We start from the raw sequence: 15,391 nt of genomic DNA on the forward strand, positions 1-15,391 counted from the left end.
AATGGGTCGCGCTCAGGCTCAGCAAGTCATGCTGGTCGTAACGTGCACATGGGTCGCCCGTCAGGTACGATGATCGCCGGCCGTGCTCTGTCGAAAAATAGTGCACATGGGTCGCGCAGCGTGCCGCGCCTGAATACGGCACGAGATGCGCATGAGCACAAGCCGCGCACAATCATTGGCCGCCAGCCTCCAGCAACGATCTGCAGAGTATGATCGACGGCTGTCGCAGATCGACGACGAGTTGGGCGAGCTCAATCGGCTTGCCGCAGCAGCCGGCAAACGCCGCGGCGACAAGAAGCCCGGCGGCGACGATACACAGAAGTATCGGCTAGGTTCGATCTTTTCTGTGCTGTCGAGCAGGTTCGTCGAACTCGATGACCTGGCACTCCTGGGGCTACTCGCGGACGCTCATTATACCATTACGCTGCTTCATTTCTCGGTCATCGACGATGGCGCCAGCCTTCTCGATGTCTTTAATCAGCTTCTCTTGGACCCGATCCTCGCGCAAAAATTTCGTGACGAGGGGGCGAAGCTCAGATGGGAATGGAACCGCGCGCTGTACGTCAGCGAAGTTGAGTCCTTCGCGCAGTCAAAAGCAGCCCAAAACCAAAGAGCAGCTTGGCGCCGTAAGCCGCCGACTCGCGGACAAATCTACCTCATTTCCGAGGCCGTGCGGGCCTTCGATTTTGATCCGCCCATCGTGAGCACCCGAGGAGAGGCCTTCGAATGGCTTCGCAAGGTTGGCGGCAATCCACGCTTCGCAAAAAAGGAACAATCATGAATCGGCTTAACGAATTGTTGGAACGCCTCGACCAAAAGCGACAGTGCTGCATCGAGGCCGAACAGTTGGTCGAGGAGGCATATGCGGCAGGGATCCTGCAGGATAGCCACATAGATGCATTCGAGATCGAAGTGAATCAGTACGAGGAAATTCTGGCACAGGCGTCCCGTGAACTGGAGGCTCTCGACGCGAAGCTGCGGGATTGGAAATGAAAAAGAAGACTCCCGGTACGCCACGAAAAAAGCGCACACAAAATCTAGTGCACCTGCATAAGCTTGCCTCTGCGGTAACGTCGATACCGAACCCGTCAAGGTTCGAATATTACCTTGCCGATAAGCAGCAGGAATTTGAGCACAACGGCTGTCCAGCGCAAAATCTCGACGATCTGCTGTATGATCTTTCAGTAGATGATCTGCGTACACTGCCACCGGCAGCGCTGCGCGCGCGTGAACTCCCCATCCCGCGCAACCTGATCGAGAGCCCGGATTACTCGGTGCGGCTCGCAAATGAAAAGCTCATTCATGCAGGGCTGGATGCGACGCTAATCGCACTCGTCGAGAAGACGTGGACCGATTTTTGCAATGCACCTGAACTTAGCGCCCATTCGGCGACGCTGTCGCGGCTGCAGCAATCCGCAGATCCGGAAGAACGATCTTTCTATCTCAGGGTTATGGCCGGCCACCACCGCAGCGCTCTTTGGCATATGCGGAAATCCGGCCCACCTGGTCGCCTTACGATCAAGGCCTGCCTCGATATCATTCTGGTCCAGACGCTGATTTTCAACGCACGCGATGTACAGTCAACGATCGCAGATATTCAGTTGGCCCTAGTGCAGCCCGCCTACGGACTTGTTGCACCAGCTGAAGGCTATATCCGCGCGAGCGGACTCACCAGGGTCTTCAAGAAAGTGGCCGAGACGGCAGAAAAATGCCTCAGCGGCTACATGACCCGTCCTGAACGGGACGCGCACCGATGCGAACGCATTGCTGCCAGGAAACCGGGAGAACCAGTTCCAAAACCACGATATGCCACGCCAAAGGGGAGCATTGCGAAAACGCTGGCCCCCGTAGTCGAGGCCAGACTGGCAAAAATGCCGTGGCGTATGCGTGTCAAGCTCCGTCGGCAGCTGGATCATTTTGTCGAATTTGCGCGCGAAAAGCTGGCCTCCTCGCCCCATCTCTTTCCATCGATGCCAGTCTCAATAGAAGGATCAAGTGATAAAAATGGCAACAGGAAAACCGTAGACCTAACAAAGAAACTGGCCACGACTGCCCGATATTCAGGCTTGTCCCCACTGGAATGCTCCGCCGTAAGCATTTGCCGTTTTTTGCATTCTGCTATTTTTCTGGGTCAAGCGTTCGAGCATGCCGCCACGGAACATGCTCGCACAGGACAATTGCCATATAATCTCGATGGCCAGCTGCCCGGTTTTGACAAAAGCAAAATGCCGCGCGGCGCAAAAAATCATATCAAGCTCCTGCTGGATTCATATCGCCGGGTTATCCTCGAGGATTCAGCTTTCGGCGCCAAATCGGGTCGCCGCACTGCAATTGAGTCGTTTGATAATCAGGGTGTGAAATCGGTCGATGCCGCGATCGCGTGGCTATCGACGATCGGACCGCGCGTAAATGCGGACCATTCCGGTGATATCAATGATGAGCGCAGAACGTTCTATCTGCTCGATGTGCTGCCTGATGTCCGCCTGAGCCGATAGATCAGAAAGTGCACATGGGTCGCGCAGAGCGGTGGCGGGCATCTCGCCATGGAATAGACCATGGCGAGACCGGTCAAACTCTGTGGAAAGGTGTCTGGCGGCAGCTCAGCGAGCAACGCCGAACCCATCATAAAAACCTCTCGACGAAGCGATTATGAGGTGCAAACCGACCTCATATGTTCTAATTTCGTTCTTGAAGATGAGGTTGCTTTCCTGGAACGTCTCCTCGGTTTCGAAATCGCCGCACTCTTCGAAAACTGAAAAGTTGCGGTCAGTCAGAGGGCCGCATGCAGAACGATTTTCAGGGCAAGAGCGTTTTCGTTTATGCTCGGGTTTCGACCACCAGGCAGGAGAAGAACGACCTCTCTCTGCCCGATCAAATTGCCAGCGCAGAGCGTTGGATTCAAGAAAACGACGCGGCATGCGTACGGGTTTTCTCCGAGGCCGGAAGCGCCACTGATGACGAGCGCCGCGCCTTCCGCGAAATGATCGCTCTGGCTGAATCCGACGATCACCCTGTCGACATCATCCTCGTCCATTCATTGTCGCGCCTGTTTCGCAATGCCTTGGATTTCATGCAGTATCGCGAACGCCTGCGCCGACGAAAAATCCGCATTGTCTCGATTACGCAGAATTTTGGCGATGATCCCGCATCGGACATGGCCGTGTCGATGCTGGCGATTTTCGACGAATACCACTCAGCTGAAAACAGCAAGCATGTCCGCAGAACTATGATCGCGAACGCCGTCAACGGGTTCTGGAACGGTCAGACCCCGCCGCTTGGGTTCCGCACTTACGTTGTTCCGCAACCGCGCGGCAAGGACCGCAAGAAGTTGGAACATGATCCTGAAACGGTCGACCTCATCCGTTGGATATTTGAGACATATCTGCATGGAAACGAGGATGGCCCCGTCGGCATCACGAAACTCGCCCAGCTACTGAATCAACGGGGCGAACGGATCCGCGGGAAGCGGTTTAGCGTTTCCAACGTCCATAATATCCTGACCAACACCGCCTATTGCGGATACGTCATGTTCAATCGCCGCGACTCGCGCACGCGTGAAGAGCGTCCCGAGAACGAGTGGGTGCCAATCCCGGTCCCGCCTATCGTGTCCGAGGATGTTTTCTACGCTGTAAAAAAACAGATGGCCGATCGCGATCCCAGGATGGGCGGGGCTGCGCAGAAGACGAACACCAATCTTCTGACTGGTCGCGCCGTTTGCGGATGCAATGGCGATGGCTGCGGCGGGGGTTTAGGCACCGCAACAGGCAAATCTGGCCAATATCGCTATTATGCTTGTGCCGCACGGGTAAAGCAGGGTGCCGAGAGTTGCAAAGGCCGCCGCATCCCTATGTCGACACTCGACGAAATCGTGGTGGATGCTGTTGGTGAACATCTGACAGACCCTGACCGCCTGAACCTTCTGTTGCAGACTTGGCTGGATCGATCGCAAACCGCCGTCGCTGAACGCCAGGTCGAATTGAAACGGTTGCGAGCGAAACTGACACAGCTTGAAGGTGAAAGCGCCAGAGTTATCAAGCTCGTCAGAGCCGGTATCTGCAGCCCTGAGGACCCGCAGATCGCCAGCGAACTCTCAAATATCCGCGCTCAGCGGGCCAGCACAGAAGCCGATCTGGCTGTTCTTAAACGCCAACTCGAAGCAGGCGACCGCAGGATAACTCCTGCCATTATCGCTGCCTTTGGCCAGCTTCTCGATAAAAATTTGCGAGGCTCGGATCCGAAGCTGCGCCGTGAGTACGTCCAATTGCTGGTCGACCGCGTCGAAGTCGGCAACCGCCAAATCCGAATCTTGGGTCGCAATGACATGCTCGAACGAGCGGTCATCGCGTCACAGGCACCGAAAGCCTTGGTGCCCAAAGCTGAACGGAAATGGTGCACCCAAGTGGATTCGAACCACTGGCCTTTGCCTTCGGAGGGCAACGCTCTATCCAGCTGAGCTATGGGTGCATGACGCTGGTCAGAAGGGGCGCTTAGCAAAGGGCTTCGAACCGCGCCAGCCACAAAATCACCTGTTCCCGAAACTTATTTCGGGGCCTTCACCATCGGCTGGAATTTGCCCAGGCCACAGCTGGCACCTGGTTGCAGGCCCGGCCCGGCGTTGAACAGCACGGTGATGATGTCGACCGAACAGAGCTGCGAGATGCTGGTGCGATAGGAAAAGCGCCGTTCGAAGCCCAGGCTGGGGCAGCTGTTGGGGAGGGTGTTGCGGTAGATCTTCTTGCCGCTCACCTCGAAATCGATGGTGCGATCGTCGCGGACGCTGCTCGATCGGATCTGGCTGATCGAGATGCAATCGACCGGATTGCCGCTGGGCACATAGGGATCCGGCTTGTCCTTGGTCTTGGCGAAAGCAGGCGTCAGGCCACAGGCCAGCAGCAGGCCGGCGGTGAGAATGGGGCGGATGGACATTGTCTCTCTCCTTCGTGCTGACAAGACGATTCGCGGAGCTGATTTCCGTACCGATCCTAGCACCGCTGGCCGGCGCGATCAGGCGGCTTTCGCGACGCTGCCGGGTTCCGGCGTCTTGGGCTTGAAGCGGCACAGGTCCGACACGATGCAGCGCCAGCATTCGGGCTTGCGCGCCTTGCAGACATAGCGGCCATGCAGGATCAGCCAGTGATGGGCGTCGCGGCGGAAGGGCTGGGGCACGCGCTTTTCCAGCTTGTCCTCGACCGCCAGCACCGTCTTCCCCGGCGCCAGGCCGGTGCGGTTGCCGACGCGGAAGATATGGGTGTCGACCGCGAAGGTTTCCTGCCCGAAGGCGGTGTTGAGCACGACATTGGCGGTCTTGCGGCCGACGCCGGGCAGGGTCGTCAGCGCGTCGCGATCCTGCGGCACCTCACCGCCGAAATCGCGCACCAATATCTCGGACAGGGCGATGACATTCTTCGCCTTGGTGTTGAACAGGCCGATCGTCTTGATGTGCTGCTTGAGCGCATCCTCGCCCAGATCGACCATCTGCTGGGGCGTTTCGACTTCGCGGAACAGGGCGCGGGTCGCCTTGTTGACGCCGACATCGGTGGCCTGCGCAGACAGGGTGACCGCGACCAGCAGCTGATAGGCATTGCCATATTCCAGCTCCGTTACCGGGGCGGGATTGGCCTCTGCCAGGCGGCTGAAAAAGTCAAAGATCTGGCCCTTGTTCATGGCATCAGAGCCCCAATACGCCCTTCATGTCATAGCGGCCGACCGGCTGGCCGGCGAGCCAGCTTGCGCCCTTGATCGCGCCGCGCGCGAAGATGCTGCGGTTTTCGGCGCGATGGCCCAGTTCGATCCGCTCGCCCTCGGTCGCCAGGATCACCTGATGGTCGCCTGCGACCGATCCGCCGCGCAGCGCGGCAAAGCCGATCGCGCCCTTCGCCCGCGCGCCGGTGATGCCATCGCGGCCGCGCTCGCTATGGTCGGCCAGCGCGATGCCGCGCCCCTTCGCCGCTGCTTCGCCCAGCAGCAGCGCGGTGCCCGACGGCGCGTCGACCTTGTGGCGGTGATGCATCTCGACGATCTCGATGTCCCAATCGTCGCCCAGGCTGGCGGCGGCCTTTTCCACCAGCGCGGCGAGCAGGTTGACGCCCAGCGACGTATTGCCGGTCTGCAGCACCGGGATGCGGACCGCCGCCTGGTCGATCAGCGCATGATGCTCAGCTTCCAGCCCCGTCGTGCCGATCAGCACCGGCTTGTTCGCGGCGATGCAGGCGTCGAGATTGGCGGAAAGCGCGGCTGGCACGGAAAAGTCGATCAGCACATCGGCCGCCTGTGCCAATGCCTGCGGATCGCTGGTGATCGCGACGCCCGGCGCCAACTCGCCGCTGCCGTCGCGATCGGTGCCGCCCGCCACGGTCAGTCCCGCCTCCGCCGCGGCCTGCGCAATGGCGCGGCCCATGCGCCCGGCGGCGCCGAAAATCCCGATGCTGGTCATGCCCTGATCCGTTCCTTGAAGATAAGTGAGCGCGCGATGCCAGAGCGGCGACCCTTTGTCATCCGGCACCATGAATTTCTTGGGAAAGGCGACCGACCATGGCTAAGAGATGGCCATGCTCGATCTTCCCCGACTCTCCGTTCCGACCCTGCCGATCGACGGCAGCGCCGATCGCTTTCCCGTCCGTCGCATCTTCTGCGTCGGGCAGAATTATGCCGAACATGCGCGCGAAATGGGTGGCGATCCCAATCGCGCGCCGCCCTTCTTCTTCACCAAGCCGGCCGATGCCGTGGTCGAGAATGGCGCGCTGCTGCCTTTCCCCTCCCGCACGCAGGATCTGCATCATGAGGTCGAACTGGTGGTTGCGCTGGGCGCGGGCGGCACGGATGTCTCGGTCGAGGATGCGCTGGCGCTGATCTATGGCTGGGCAGTCGGCATCGACCTCACCCGCCGCGACATGCAGGCGGTCGCGAAGAAGGCGGGGCGCCCATGGGACATGGCCAAGGGCTTTGATCGCTCCGCGCCGATCGGCCCGATCCATCCCGGCACGCCGCCGGCCAGCGGCGCCATCGCGCTCAGCATCGACGGCGACCCGCGCCAGTCGGGCGACCTGGCCGACATGATCTGGTCGGTGCCCGAAATCATCGCCAATCTCTCCACCTATGTGGAACTGGCGCCCGGCGACCTGATCTTCACCGGCACGCCTGCCGGCGTCGGCCCGATCGCGCCCGGCCAGGCGGTGCAGGCGACCATTGCCGGCCTCGCCCCGCTCGACATCGCCTTTCAGAACTGACCTTCAGAACAAGGATAAACAGGATGGATATCGACATTCCCCATGACCTCGGCCGGGACGAAGCGAAGCGCCGGGTGGAGCAGGGCCTGCCCAAGCTGGAACAGCATATCCCCGGCGGCGGCACCATGACCGCGACCTGGCCGTCCGATTATGCGCTGGACATGGAAATTTCGGCCATGGCCCAGACCATTCCGGTCAAGCTGCTGATCGAGGAGGACAAGGTGCGCGGCACCGTGTCGATCCCGATGTTCCTCAAGATGATGTCCGGGCCGATCTCCGACTTCATCAAGACCAGTGCCCAGAAGATGCTGACCAAGGCGTAAGCCTGCCTGCCGAGGTGCCGCCATGCCGACCGACATTCGCAATATTGTCATCCTTACCGGCGCGGGTATTTCGGCCGAGAGCGGGCTTGCCACCTTTCGCGGGCCGGATGGCTTGTGGGAGGGGCATCGGGTGGAGGATGTCTGCACGCCCGAAGCTCTGGCGCGTAATCCGGCGCTGGTGCATCGCTTCTATGACGAGCGGCGGGCGAAGCTGGCGGAGGTGGCGCCCAATCCCGCGCATGATGCGCTGGCCGCGCTCGACCGCGCCTGGCCGGGCGATCTGCTGATCGTCACCCAGAATGTCGATGACCTGCATGAGCGGGCAGGGGCGAGCCGGCTGCTCCACATGCATGGGGAATTGAAGTCCGCCCTCTGTGCCGCCTGCGGCAAGGCGGTGGGCTGGGCGGATCCGCTGCCGCCCGGCAGCGCCTGCGCCGGTTGCGGCGCGCCCAGCCTGCGGCCCGACATCGTCTTCTTCGGCGAGATGCCTTATGAGATGGAGCGGATCGAGGAAGCGCTGGCGCAGGCCGATCTGTTCGTGTCGATCGGCACGTCGGGCGCGGTCTATCCGGCCGCCGGTTTCGTCCAGATGGCGCGCCATTATGGCGCCCGCACGCTGGAGCTCAATCTCGATCCGTCGGCGGGCAGCAGCTATTTCGAGGAAAGCCGGCTTGGCCCGGCAAGCGAACTTGTACCCGCGCTGGTCCGCGACCTGCTCGGCTGACCGGCCTTATTCGCTGGGTGCCGCCATGATGTCGGCGCCATCGGGTTCATCGCGATAAAGCAGCATCACCGATCCATCCTCGCCATTCACCGCACGGATCGGCAGGCTCAGTTGCAGCGCGGACAGGAATTCCTTGCTGTCGCTGACGCGGAAGCGCCCGCCGACCCGCAGTGAGGAGACGCGCGCATCGCCGATCAGGATCGGCGCGCGGCGATAGCGGTTGAACTCGCTCGCCGCCTGCTCGATCGTTTCCCCGTCCAGCTCGACCATCTGGTCGCGCCAGGCAGTGCGCTGGTCGATCAGCTTGGGGCTGAGATGGGTAAGGTCGATGCTGCGCGACTGGATCACGGCGCCGCTGCCGGCGCTGACCTTTTCCAGCCCGCTATTGCCCGAATGGACCGTCACCGTGCCTTGCGTGACGGTCAGTTCCACCACTGACGGGCGCATGCGGACGTTGAAAGCGGTGCCGACGGCGCGGATCTGGGCCGATCGCACCTCCACGTCGAACGGGCGGCCCTTGTCATGGGCCACGTCGAAGGAGGCTTCGCCCTTCAGTACGCGCACCTTGCGGCCGATGTCGGTGAAGCGGACTTCCGCCTCGCTATTGCTGTTGAGGTGCAGGATGGAGCCGTCGGCCAGTGCGACGTCGCGGATCTGGCCCACTGCCGTCTCATAACGATCCACGCCGCTGAAGGTGCGGATGGTGACGATCGCGGCGACGATGAAGAAGGCGATGGCAATGCCGGCGGCAATCATGATGTTGCGCGACAGGCGGCGCTGCTGTTCCTCGCTGACGATCGCTTCGAGCGGGGGCAGATTGACTTCGGCGGCGGCGCTCTTCAGCCGCTCGGCCGCGTCCCAGGCGGCTTCGGCGCGGGCAAAGGCCACACCATGGCGCGGATCGGCCTCGATCCACGCACATATCTCGTCTTCGTCCTGGGGAGTAGGGTCGCTGTTAAGCCTGGCCAGCAGGCGCGCGGCTTCCAACGCGATCGCGTCCCTGTCCCCGCTGTTTGAACCTGGTCCCGACGCCTGCACGTTCGAAATCCGTTTCCTCACGTTCTGCCCAGGCCCGCATAACTATGCCGATCGCTTTGGCCAGATGTTTTTCAACAGTAGAAACGGACAGAGACATTTCCTCCGCTATTTCCAGCATCGATTTTTCGTGAATACGGCGAAGAATGAAGACGCGGCGGCACTGGGTGGGCAGCGAATCGACAATCGCCTCGACCTGGCGGAGCGCCTCGCGGGCGTGGAGCTGTGCCTCGATGGTGTTTTCGCCGCCCAGCAATTCCAGATCGGCAATCGTCTCGAAGCTCACCACCTTGTTGCGGCGGGCCGTGTCGATGACGAGGTTGCGGGCGATGGTGAAGAGATAGGCGCGCCCGGTGGTGACATTTTCCCAGTTCTCCGTGGCATAGGCACGGGCAAGAACTTCTGCGACCATGTCTTCCAACTCGTGGGTAGAGGGCAAAATGCGACGCAGGCGGCCCCTCAAGGCAGCTTCCTGCGGCAAAATCACGGTCTTGAACCACTCTAGCTTGGCGCGAACCCTATGCACGTCGACCCCCTTTTATGTCAGCGCGCCTCTCCTGAATTTCTTTTTGTTGTCACATTTCAATCATGGATTCCGGGGGGTGTCCAGCACGTGATTACGCATATTCCGTAATCCGCCATAAAAAGTTCCACCCTGTTGCAAAAAAGTTTTCGGGCGCCTTCTTTTGTTGCGTGGTTACGAAATTATGTCAGGCGGAACCTCGTCCGGCGCGCTGTCGGGCTGGTCATAATCGGGTTCGCCGGGGATGATTTCGGGCGGCTCGTTGATCGGAGTCTCGTCCGGAGTCGCGGGCGGCGGCGTTTCGGGCGGCGACTGGGGTTCGATCCGGTCGGGCGGGGGCAGGGTGTCGGGCGCTGGATCGGGCTGGGTGGCCATGCTATGCTCTCCTGCAAAGAAGAAGCTACGCGCGGGCAAGGACGCCGGTTCCACCAATGCATCCATATCCCTTGCTCTCGCCAATGCTTTTCTCTATGCCGCGCCGACCGGCGACCGATGCGGGCGTGGCGAAACTGGTAGACGCGCCAGATTTAGGTTCTGGTATCGCAAGATGTGGGGGTTCGAGTCCCTTCGCCCGCACCAGTGTCAGGCTTGGCTTGATCCGGCGCCAACGAGATTCAGCTAAGAAAGCGTTTGAGAGAAGAGATGCAGACTGTCGAGACGTTGAACGAGGGCCTGAAGCGCGCCTACACCGTGACCATCACGTCGAAGGATATCGACGCCCGCGTTGAGAAGGAAGTGCTGGCGATTGCGCCGCAGGTGCGCATGCCCGGCTTCCGCCCCGGCAAGGTGCCGGCGAACCTCGTCAAGAAGATGCATGGTGAAAGCCTGCAGCGTGACGCGCTCAACAATTCCATCCAGGAAAGCGTTCAGAAGCTGATCGCCGATCAGAAGCTGCGTCCCGCGATGCAGCCTTCGGTCGAGCTGGACGAAAGCTTCGAGTTCGGCAAGGACGCACAGGTCAAGGTGGAACTGGAAGTTCTGCCCGTGATCGAAGCACCGAGCATCGACGGTCTGAAGCTGGAGCGCCTGACTGCCGAAGTCAGCGACGCGCAGGTCGAGGAACAGGCCGGCCGCATCGCGACCCAGCAGGGCGCGCTGGAAGAATATGCCGGCAGCCACAAGGCGAAGGACGGCGACACGCTGGTCATCGACTTCGTCGGCAAGGTCGACGGTGAAGCGTTCGAAGGCGGTTCGGCCGAAGGCGTGAAGCTGAAGATCGGTTCGGGCCAGTTCATCCCCGGCTTCGAAGAGCAGCTCGGCGGCGTGAAGAAGGGCGAAGAAAAGACCATCGAAGTCACCTTCCCCGAAGATTATGGCGCCGCGCACCTCGCCGGCAAGGCCGCGACCTTCGACGTGACCGTGCAGTCGGTGCTGAACGCCGACAAGCCCAAGCTCGACGACGACTTCGCCAAGTCGCTGGGCCTGGAAGGTCTCGACCAGCTCAAGGATCTGCTAAAGGGCCAGATCGAGCAGGAGCATAACGGCCTGACCCGCACCTATATGAAGCGCAAGCTGCTCGACCAGCTCGCCGCTTCGCACGACTTCGACGTTCCGCCGAGCATGGTGGAAGCCGAATTCAACCAGATCTGGCAGCAGCTTCAGCATGAAGCCAGCCATGAAGCCGATCCGGAAGCGGCTCTGGCCGAAATGGAAGCCGAGAAGGAAGATTATCGCGGCATCGCCGTGCGCCGCGTGCGCCTGGGCCTGCTGCTGTCGGAAATCGGCCAGGCCAACAATGTCGTCGTTTCGGACAATGAAATGAACCGTCTCATCATGCAGGCTGCCCAGCAGTACAGCCCGCAGGACCGTGAGCGTTTCGTGCAGTATGTCCGCCAGGATCCGATGGCCGCCGCCCAGCTGCGCGCGCCCCTCTATGAGGACAAGGTCGTCGACTTCCTGTTCGAAAAGGCGGAAGTCAGCGACCGCGCTGTCAGCCGTGAGGAACTGGAAGCCGCGATCGAAGCCGAAGATGGCGATCTGAAGCCCCACGTCCACGGTCCGGGCTGCGGCCATGACCATGACGAAAAGCCCAAGGCGAAGAAGGCCGCTGCCAAGAAGAAGGCCGAGCCCGCCGAGGCCGAAGCCGTAGCCGAGGAAGCGCCCGCCAAGAAGGCTCCGGCCAAGAAGGCTGCCGCCAAGAAGGACGAAGCCCCGGCTGAGGACGCTGCCGCCGAGGAAAAGCCCAAGGCGAAGAAGGCTCCCGCCAAGAAGGCCGCTGCCAAGGCTGAGTAAGCCTTTCCAGCCAGCAAATCGGAACGCCCGTTCTTCCCCCACAGGGAAGGGCGGGCGTTTTGCATGGGCGCGCGGGTGATTGGCGATCAGCCCTCGGCGCGAACGCCGGGATCATACGCGCTTTTCCTGATCTTTATTTTTGCGCTGCAATATATTCTGATGAAGGCCCGAAACTAGGGATCAGGCGATGAACTGATCGCGGAGGGCTTATGCAAGTCGTCAAGGGCGGTTCTGGTCGGGGTCTTGGGCAATTGCTGATGAACAGGTGGCTCCTGGTGGGCGTCTGCCTGCTCCTGTTTCTCGCCTTCTTCCTCCTGCGCTTTCCCGGTGAGCCCAACAGCGACAGCAACAGCCAATATCATCAGATCGTCACTGGCCAGTTCAACGATTGGCATCCGCCGCTGATGGCGCGGATCTGGGAAGGGCTGACCCTGTTCGGCGCGGGCACCGGGCCGATCTTCGCCTTCGACACCATTTTCTACGGCTGCGGCGTTGCGCTGCTGGCCAGCCTGCCGGCGCGGCGCGGCCGGTGGCTCTGCGCCTATTGCATGATCTTCCTCGCGGCCCAGCCGATGCTGCTGATGATGAGCGTCAACATCGCCAAGGACATCATGATGGCGGTGATGTTGCTGCTGGCAGTGGCGATCATCGGGGCGGTGCAGGAAGGGCTTGTCGCCGCGCGGCCGGCCCGGACGCTGTGCTGGGCGCTGGCGCTGCTGATCGTCGTCATGGCGGCGCTGGTCCGCAGCAATGCCGTGTTCCTGGTTGCGCCGATGCTGGTCTTTGCCGGCCGGCCGGCGCTGATGGCACGGCCGGTGCTGATGCTGGCGCTGTCCGCGGTCGGCGGAGTGTTGCTGGTCCCGGCCAGCAATATCGTCAATCATCGCATCCTTGGCGCATCGGATGCCGGGGCGATCCGGTCGCTGCAGATATTCGACATCGCCGGCATCATGGTGCGGGGCGGGGATGATATCCTGGCCGATCTGCCGGGCGCGCAGGCGCTGACGCAGGATGTCCATCGCTGCTACAGCCCGATCATGTGGGACACGCTGGCCTATGCTCACTGGAATTGTCATGTGCTCAAGAATGTCGAGCAGGCGATCCGGGATGGCGGGGGCGCATCGCTGTCGTCACGCTGGACTGGCGCGATCCGGCATCATCCGCTGGCCTATCTGCGCCATCGCCTGACCCATTATAATTCGACCCTCTATTTCTGGGTGCCGGTCCATCATACCGAAGCCGTGCGCAAGTTGAACACCGCCGGCAACCGCGGCGGGTCGTTCAAGAACCGGTTGCTGGACCAGGTCCGCTATTCGCCGCTGACCTCGCCCGTGATGATGGTCGCCATCGCGCTGGCGCTGCTGCCCTGGATCATTGCCGCGCTGCGCGCCTCGCGCGATGCGCTGCTGCGTGTCTGCGCGATATTGATATGGCTTGCCTTGATATATACAGGCACCTTCCTGCTTGTCGGGGTGGCGACCGATCAGCGCTATTTCTTCTTTACGACATTGGCGGTTTGTCTGGCCCTGCCGCTCGCATTGTCCGATGCGACGATAAGGGCCATGATGCGGCGACATTCGGCATTGGCGGTTGCAACGGTGGGTGTGCCGGCAGCCATATTGGCGCTGACCGTCGTTGCGCGATACATGTTGCCGCCGCCGGTCTGACGGGCGACGGCCATATTTGGTCAGCATAGGTTGGGGCAATTTATGGATATGGACAATCTTTCGAACATTGGCGTCGGTCATCCGCGCGTCGCCGTTATCCTGCCCTGCTATAATGAGGCCGGGGCGATCGTGCAGACGGTGGAGGATTTCCGCCGCGCGTTGCCCCATGCCGAAATCTATGTCTTCGACAATAACAGCAGCGACGGCAGCCGCGAACTGGCGGCCGGCGCGGGCGCGATCGTTCGCCGCGTGGCGCAACAGGGCAAGGGCCATGTCGTGCGCCGCATGTTCGCCGATGTCGATGCCGATATCTACATCATGGCCGATGGCGACGCGACCTATGAAGCGGCCGCCGCGCCGCAGATGATCGCCGCCATGCTGCAGGATAATCTCGACATGGTGGTGGGCTGTCGTCGCGATCAGGTGGAGGCTGCCTATCGGCGTGGCCATCGCTTCGGCAACTGGGCGCTGACCAGCCTGTTGAAGCAGCTGTTCGGCCGCAGCTTCACCGATATCCTGTCGGGCTATCGCGTCTTCTCGCGCCGCTTCGTCAAGAGCTTCCCGGTGCTGTCCGCCGGCTTCGAGATCGAGACCGAGATCAGCGTCCATGCGCTCGAACTGGCGATGCCGGTGTCCGAAGTGATGACCGCCTATGGCGCGCGCCCTGAAGGATCGGTCAGCAAGCTTTCGACCTATCGCGACGGCTGGCGCATCCTGCGCACGATCATCACCCTCTATCGCATCGAGCGGCCGATCCTGTTCTTCGGCATCATCGCGGCCTTCCTCGCGGCGCTGGGCCTTGGCCTGGCGGCGCCGCTGATCGTCACCTATGCCCAGACCGGGCTGGTGCCGCGCTTCCCGACCGCGATCCTGGTCACCGGCCTCATGATCCTGGCGACCTTGAGCGGCATGTGTGGCCTCATCCTCGATACCGTGGTGCGCGGCCGCCGCGAAGTGCGGCGGCTCGCCTATCTCGCCTTCCGCGCGCCGAGCGACTATGCCTTGAAGGACTGAACCCGGCGGCGTAGCCGCATCGCCAGGATCAGCAGGGTGACGCCGGTCACCAGCGCATAGAAGCCGATGCCCCAGCCCAGCATGGCCACCGACACATGCGGGTTGGCAAGGGCCAGATAGAGGACGAACAGGCCCAGCAGCAGCGAGAGCAGCCCGCTCAGTGCCAGCAGCCATTCGCCCTCTATCTCCTTGTGCAGCCGGATCGCGGCGATGATTTCCAGCCCGCCGGCGATGATTGCCCAGCCCGCGATCAGAAACACGGTCAGCAGCGCATAGGTGATCGTCATCGCGATCGGGGTGACGATGAAGATGATGCCGACGGCAATGCCCAGCAGCCCGCGCAGCAGCATCGCGCCCCAATGGCGGCCATGCCCCATCCGGCGAAAGGCGCTGATCGCCGAGAATATGCCGTCGACCAGGGCATAGACCGCGAAGATCAGCGTCAGCGCGAACAGCGCGCTGAACGGGTAGGCTAGGGCGATGATGCCCAGGATGATCGAGACCACGCCACGCAGCGCCAGCGCCTTCCAACCGAAGGAGAAGGCGGCGATCAGCCCCGGTCCGGCCCCGCCGTCATGGGGCGGAATATCGGAATGCACGTCGGAAACCATCGGCTTGTTCCCCCTGTCGCGATTTGAAACGATTGT

General features: G+C 61.6%; 18 protein-coding genes, 2 tRNA genes and 1 pseudogene. 12 read left to right on the forward strand and 9 right to left on the reverse strand.

The window, feature by feature from the left end:
* Positions 1 to 151 precede the first annotated feature (151 nt).
* The 5 genes and pseudogenes from BRX37_RS10265 to BRX37_RS27610 all read left to right on the forward strand — a co-directional run.
* Complete coding sequence (locus BRX37_RS10265; protein ID WP_125986741.1) at positions 152 to 781, forward strand: hypothetical protein; 630 nt, start codon at positions 152 to 154, stop codon at positions 779 to 781.
* The gene (locus BRX37_RS10270; RefSeq protein WP_069335775.1) at positions 778 to 993 is read left to right on the forward strand and encodes a hypothetical protein; all 216 of its coding nucleotides are present in this window, start codon (positions 778 to 780) and stop codon (positions 991 to 993) included. The genes BRX37_RS10265 and BRX37_RS10270 overlap by 4 nt, the downstream gene beginning before the upstream one ends.
* Positions 990 to 2,495 (forward strand): hypothetical protein, encoded by a 1,506-nt coding sequence (locus BRX37_RS10275; protein WP_125986743.1) that lies wholly within the window; start codon positions 990 to 992, stop codon positions 2,493 to 2,495. The genes BRX37_RS10270 and BRX37_RS10275 overlap by 4 nt, the downstream gene beginning before the upstream one ends.
* 60 nt (positions 2,496 to 2,555) lie before the next feature.
* Positions 2,556 to 2,756 carry a hypothetical protein gene (locus BRX37_RS10280; RefSeq protein ID WP_125986745.1) on the forward strand — a complete coding sequence of 67 codons (201 nt, stop codon included), beginning with the start codon at positions 2,556 to 2,558 and terminating at the stop codon, positions 2,754 to 2,756.
* Positions 2,757 to 2,782: 26 nt separating this feature from the next.
* Positions 2,783 to 3,871, forward strand: a pseudogene (locus BRX37_RS27610) (recombinase family protein); the annotation flags it as partial.
* A gap of 219 nt (positions 3,872 to 4,090) precedes the next feature.
* Here the strand turns inward: BRX37_RS27610 and BRX37_RS10295 are convergent.
* The 5 genes from BRX37_RS10295 to dapB all read right to left on the reverse strand — a co-directional run bounded on the left by BRX37_RS10295 (position 4,091) and on the right by dapB (position 6,433).
* A complete protein-coding gene (locus BRX37_RS10295; RefSeq protein WP_125986747.1) occupies positions 4,091 to 4,297 on the reverse strand; it encodes a hypothetical protein in 207 nt (68 codons plus the stop codon).
* Between the two features lie 90 nt (positions 4,298 to 4,387).
* A tRNA-Arg gene (locus BRX37_RS10300) sits at positions 4,388 to 4,464 on the reverse strand.
* A gap of 75 nt (positions 4,465 to 4,539) precedes the next feature.
* Complete coding sequence (locus BRX37_RS10305) at positions 4,540 to 4,926, reverse strand: hypothetical protein (RefSeq protein WP_125986749.1); 387 nt, start codon at positions 4,924 to 4,926, stop codon at positions 4,540 to 4,542.
* A 78-nt stretch (positions 4,927 to 5,004) separates the two neighbouring features.
* Positions 5,005 to 5,664, reverse strand: coding sequence for an endonuclease III (gene nth, locus BRX37_RS10310; RefSeq protein ID WP_069338244.1), 660 nt, complete (start codon positions 5,662 to 5,664; stop codon positions 5,005 to 5,007).
* A gap of 4 nt (positions 5,665 to 5,668) precedes the next feature.
* Complete coding sequence (gene dapB, locus BRX37_RS10315) at positions 5,669 to 6,433, reverse strand: 4-hydroxy-tetrahydrodipicolinate reductase (protein WP_125986751.1); 765 nt, start codon at positions 6,431 to 6,433, stop codon at positions 5,669 to 5,671.
* A 109-nt stretch (positions 6,434 to 6,542) separates the two neighbouring features.
* Between dapB and BRX37_RS10320 the strand changes: the two genes are divergently transcribed.
* Genes BRX37_RS10320 through BRX37_RS10330 form a run of 3 tightly spaced genes read left to right on the forward strand, consistent with a single transcriptional unit; the run spans position 6,543 to position 8,273 of the window.
* Positions 6,543 to 7,226: a fumarylacetoacetate hydrolase family protein gene (locus tag BRX37_RS10320; RefSeq protein ID WP_125986753.1), complete on the forward strand. Its 684-nt coding sequence runs from the start codon at positions 6,543 to 6,545 to the stop codon at positions 7,224 to 7,226.
* 23 nt (positions 7,227 to 7,249) lie between these two features.
* Complete coding sequence (locus BRX37_RS10325; protein ID WP_004207574.1) at positions 7,250 to 7,549, forward strand: polyhydroxyalkanoic acid system family protein; 300 nt, start codon at positions 7,250 to 7,252, stop codon at positions 7,547 to 7,549.
* Between the two features lie 22 nt (positions 7,550 to 7,571).
* The gene (locus BRX37_RS10330) at positions 7,572 to 8,273 is read left to right on the forward strand and encodes an NAD-dependent deacylase (protein ID WP_125986755.1); all 702 of its coding nucleotides are present in this window, start codon (positions 7,572 to 7,574) and stop codon (positions 8,271 to 8,273) included.
* A 6-nt stretch (positions 8,274 to 8,279) separates the two neighbouring features.
* Here the strand turns inward: BRX37_RS10330 and BRX37_RS10335 are convergent, their stop codons facing one another.
* The 3 genes from BRX37_RS10335 to BRX37_RS10345 form a co-directional block, all read right to left on the reverse strand.
* A complete protein-coding gene (locus BRX37_RS10335; RefSeq protein WP_037511612.1) occupies positions 8,280 to 9,260 on the reverse strand; it encodes a FecR family protein in 981 nt (326 codons plus the stop codon).
* The gene (locus BRX37_RS10340; RefSeq protein ID WP_004207570.1) at positions 9,229 to 9,834 is read right to left on the reverse strand and encodes an RNA polymerase sigma factor; all 606 of its coding nucleotides are present in this window, start codon (positions 9,832 to 9,834) and stop codon (positions 9,229 to 9,231) included. The genes BRX37_RS10335 and BRX37_RS10340 overlap by 32 nt, the downstream gene beginning before the upstream one ends.
* Positions 9,835 to 10,005: 171 nt before the next feature.
* Positions 10,006 to 10,206: a hypothetical protein gene (locus BRX37_RS10345; RefSeq protein ID WP_004207569.1), complete on the reverse strand. Its 201-nt coding sequence runs from the start codon at positions 10,204 to 10,206 to the stop codon at positions 10,006 to 10,008.
* Positions 10,207 to 10,325: 119 nt separating this feature from the next.
* On the opposite strand from BRX37_RS10345, the gene BRX37_RS10350 reads away from it, so the two are divergent.
* The 4 genes from BRX37_RS10350 to BRX37_RS10365 all read left to right on the forward strand — a co-directional run bounded on the left by BRX37_RS10350 (position 10,326) and on the right by BRX37_RS10365 (position 14,744).
* A tRNA-Leu gene (locus BRX37_RS10350) sits at positions 10,326 to 10,410 on the forward strand.
* Between the two features lie 63 nt (positions 10,411 to 10,473).
* Positions 10,474 to 12,063 (forward strand): trigger factor, encoded by a 1,590-nt coding sequence (gene tig / locus BRX37_RS10355; protein ID WP_125986757.1) that lies wholly within the window; start codon positions 10,474 to 10,476, stop codon positions 12,061 to 12,063.
* Between the two features lie 257 nt (positions 12,064 to 12,320).
* Positions 12,321 to 13,730, forward strand: coding sequence for a hypothetical protein (locus BRX37_RS10360; protein WP_125986759.1), 1,410 nt, complete (start codon positions 12,321 to 12,323; stop codon positions 13,728 to 13,730).
* A 42-nt stretch (positions 13,731 to 13,772) separates the two neighbouring features.
* Positions 13,773 to 14,744 carry a glycosyltransferase family 2 protein gene (locus BRX37_RS10365; protein ID WP_125986761.1) on the forward strand — a complete coding sequence of 324 codons (972 nt, stop codon included), beginning with the start codon at positions 13,773 to 13,775 and terminating at the stop codon, positions 14,742 to 14,744.
* On the opposite strand, the gene BRX37_RS10370 is transcribed toward BRX37_RS10365, so the two are convergent.
* A complete protein-coding gene (locus BRX37_RS10370; RefSeq protein ID WP_125986763.1) occupies positions 14,726 to 15,355 on the reverse strand; it encodes an HdeD family acid-resistance protein in 630 nt (209 codons plus the stop codon). The two genes, BRX37_RS10365 and BRX37_RS10370, sit on opposite strands and share 19 nt — an antisense overlap.
* Positions 15,356 to 15,391: the final 36 nt, after the last annotated feature.

It is taken from the genome of Sphingomonas sp. S-NIH.Pt3_0716, assembly GCF_003950715.1.
In the GTDB taxonomy this organism is placed as follows: Bacteria; Pseudomonadota; Alphaproteobacteria; order Sphingomonadales; family Sphingomonadaceae; genus Sphingobium; species Sphingobium yanoikuyae_A.

What these genes read in the sequence shown, in the direction of transcription:
- tig (WP_125986757.1), top strand. Translation starts at nt 10,474, where the DNA reads ATGCAGACTGTCGAGACGTTGAACGAGGGCCTGAAGCGCGCCTACACC.
- BRX37_RS10345 (WP_004207569.1), bottom strand. Translation starts at nt 10,206, where the DNA reads ATGGCCACCCAGCCCGATCCAGCGCCCGACACCCTGCCCCCGCCCGAC.
- nth (WP_069338244.1), bottom strand. Translation starts at nt 5,664, where the DNA reads ATGAACAAGGGCCAGATCTTTGACTTTTTCAGCCGCCTGGCAGAGGCC.
- BRX37_RS10265 (WP_125986741.1), top strand. Translation starts at nt 152, where the DNA reads ATGAGCACAAGCCGCGCACAATCATTGGCCGCCAGCCTCCAGCAACGA.
- BRX37_RS10370 (WP_125986763.1), bottom strand. Translation starts at nt 15,355, where the DNA reads ATGGTTTCCGACGTGCATTCCGATATTCCGCCCCATGACGGCGGGGCC.
- BRX37_RS10365 (WP_125986761.1), top strand. Translation starts at nt 13,773, where the DNA reads ATGGATATGGACAATCTTTCGAACATTGGCGTCGGTCATCCGCGCGTC.
- BRX37_RS10275 (WP_125986743.1), top strand. Translation starts at nt 990, where the DNA reads ATGAAAAAGAAGACTCCCGGTACGCCACGAAAAAAGCGCACACAAAAT.
- dapB (WP_125986751.1), bottom strand. Translation starts at nt 6,433, where the DNA reads ATGACCAGCATCGGGATTTTCGGCGCCGCCGGGCGCATGGGCCGCGCC.
- BRX37_RS10320 (WP_125986753.1), top strand. Translation starts at nt 6,543, where the DNA reads ATGGCCATGCTCGATCTTCCCCGACTCTCCGTTCCGACCCTGCCGATC.
- BRX37_RS10305 (WP_125986749.1), bottom strand. Translation starts at nt 4,926, where the DNA reads ATGTCCATCCGCCCCATTCTCACCGCCGGCCTGCTGCTGGCCTGTGGC.
- BRX37_RS10325 (WP_004207574.1), top strand. Translation starts at nt 7,250, where the DNA reads ATGGATATCGACATTCCCCATGACCTCGGCCGGGACGAAGCGAAGCGC.
- BRX37_RS10360 (WP_125986759.1), top strand. Translation starts at nt 12,321, where the DNA reads ATGAACAGGTGGCTCCTGGTGGGCGTCTGCCTGCTCCTGTTTCTCGCC.
- BRX37_RS10280 (WP_125986745.1), top strand. Translation starts at nt 2,556, where the DNA reads ATGGCGAGACCGGTCAAACTCTGTGGAAAGGTGTCTGGCGGCAGCTCA.
- BRX37_RS10270 (WP_069335775.1), top strand. Translation starts at nt 778, where the DNA reads ATGAATCGGCTTAACGAATTGTTGGAACGCCTCGACCAAAAGCGACAG.
- BRX37_RS10330 (WP_125986755.1), top strand. Translation starts at nt 7,572, where the DNA reads ATGCCGACCGACATTCGCAATATTGTCATCCTTACCGGCGCGGGTATT.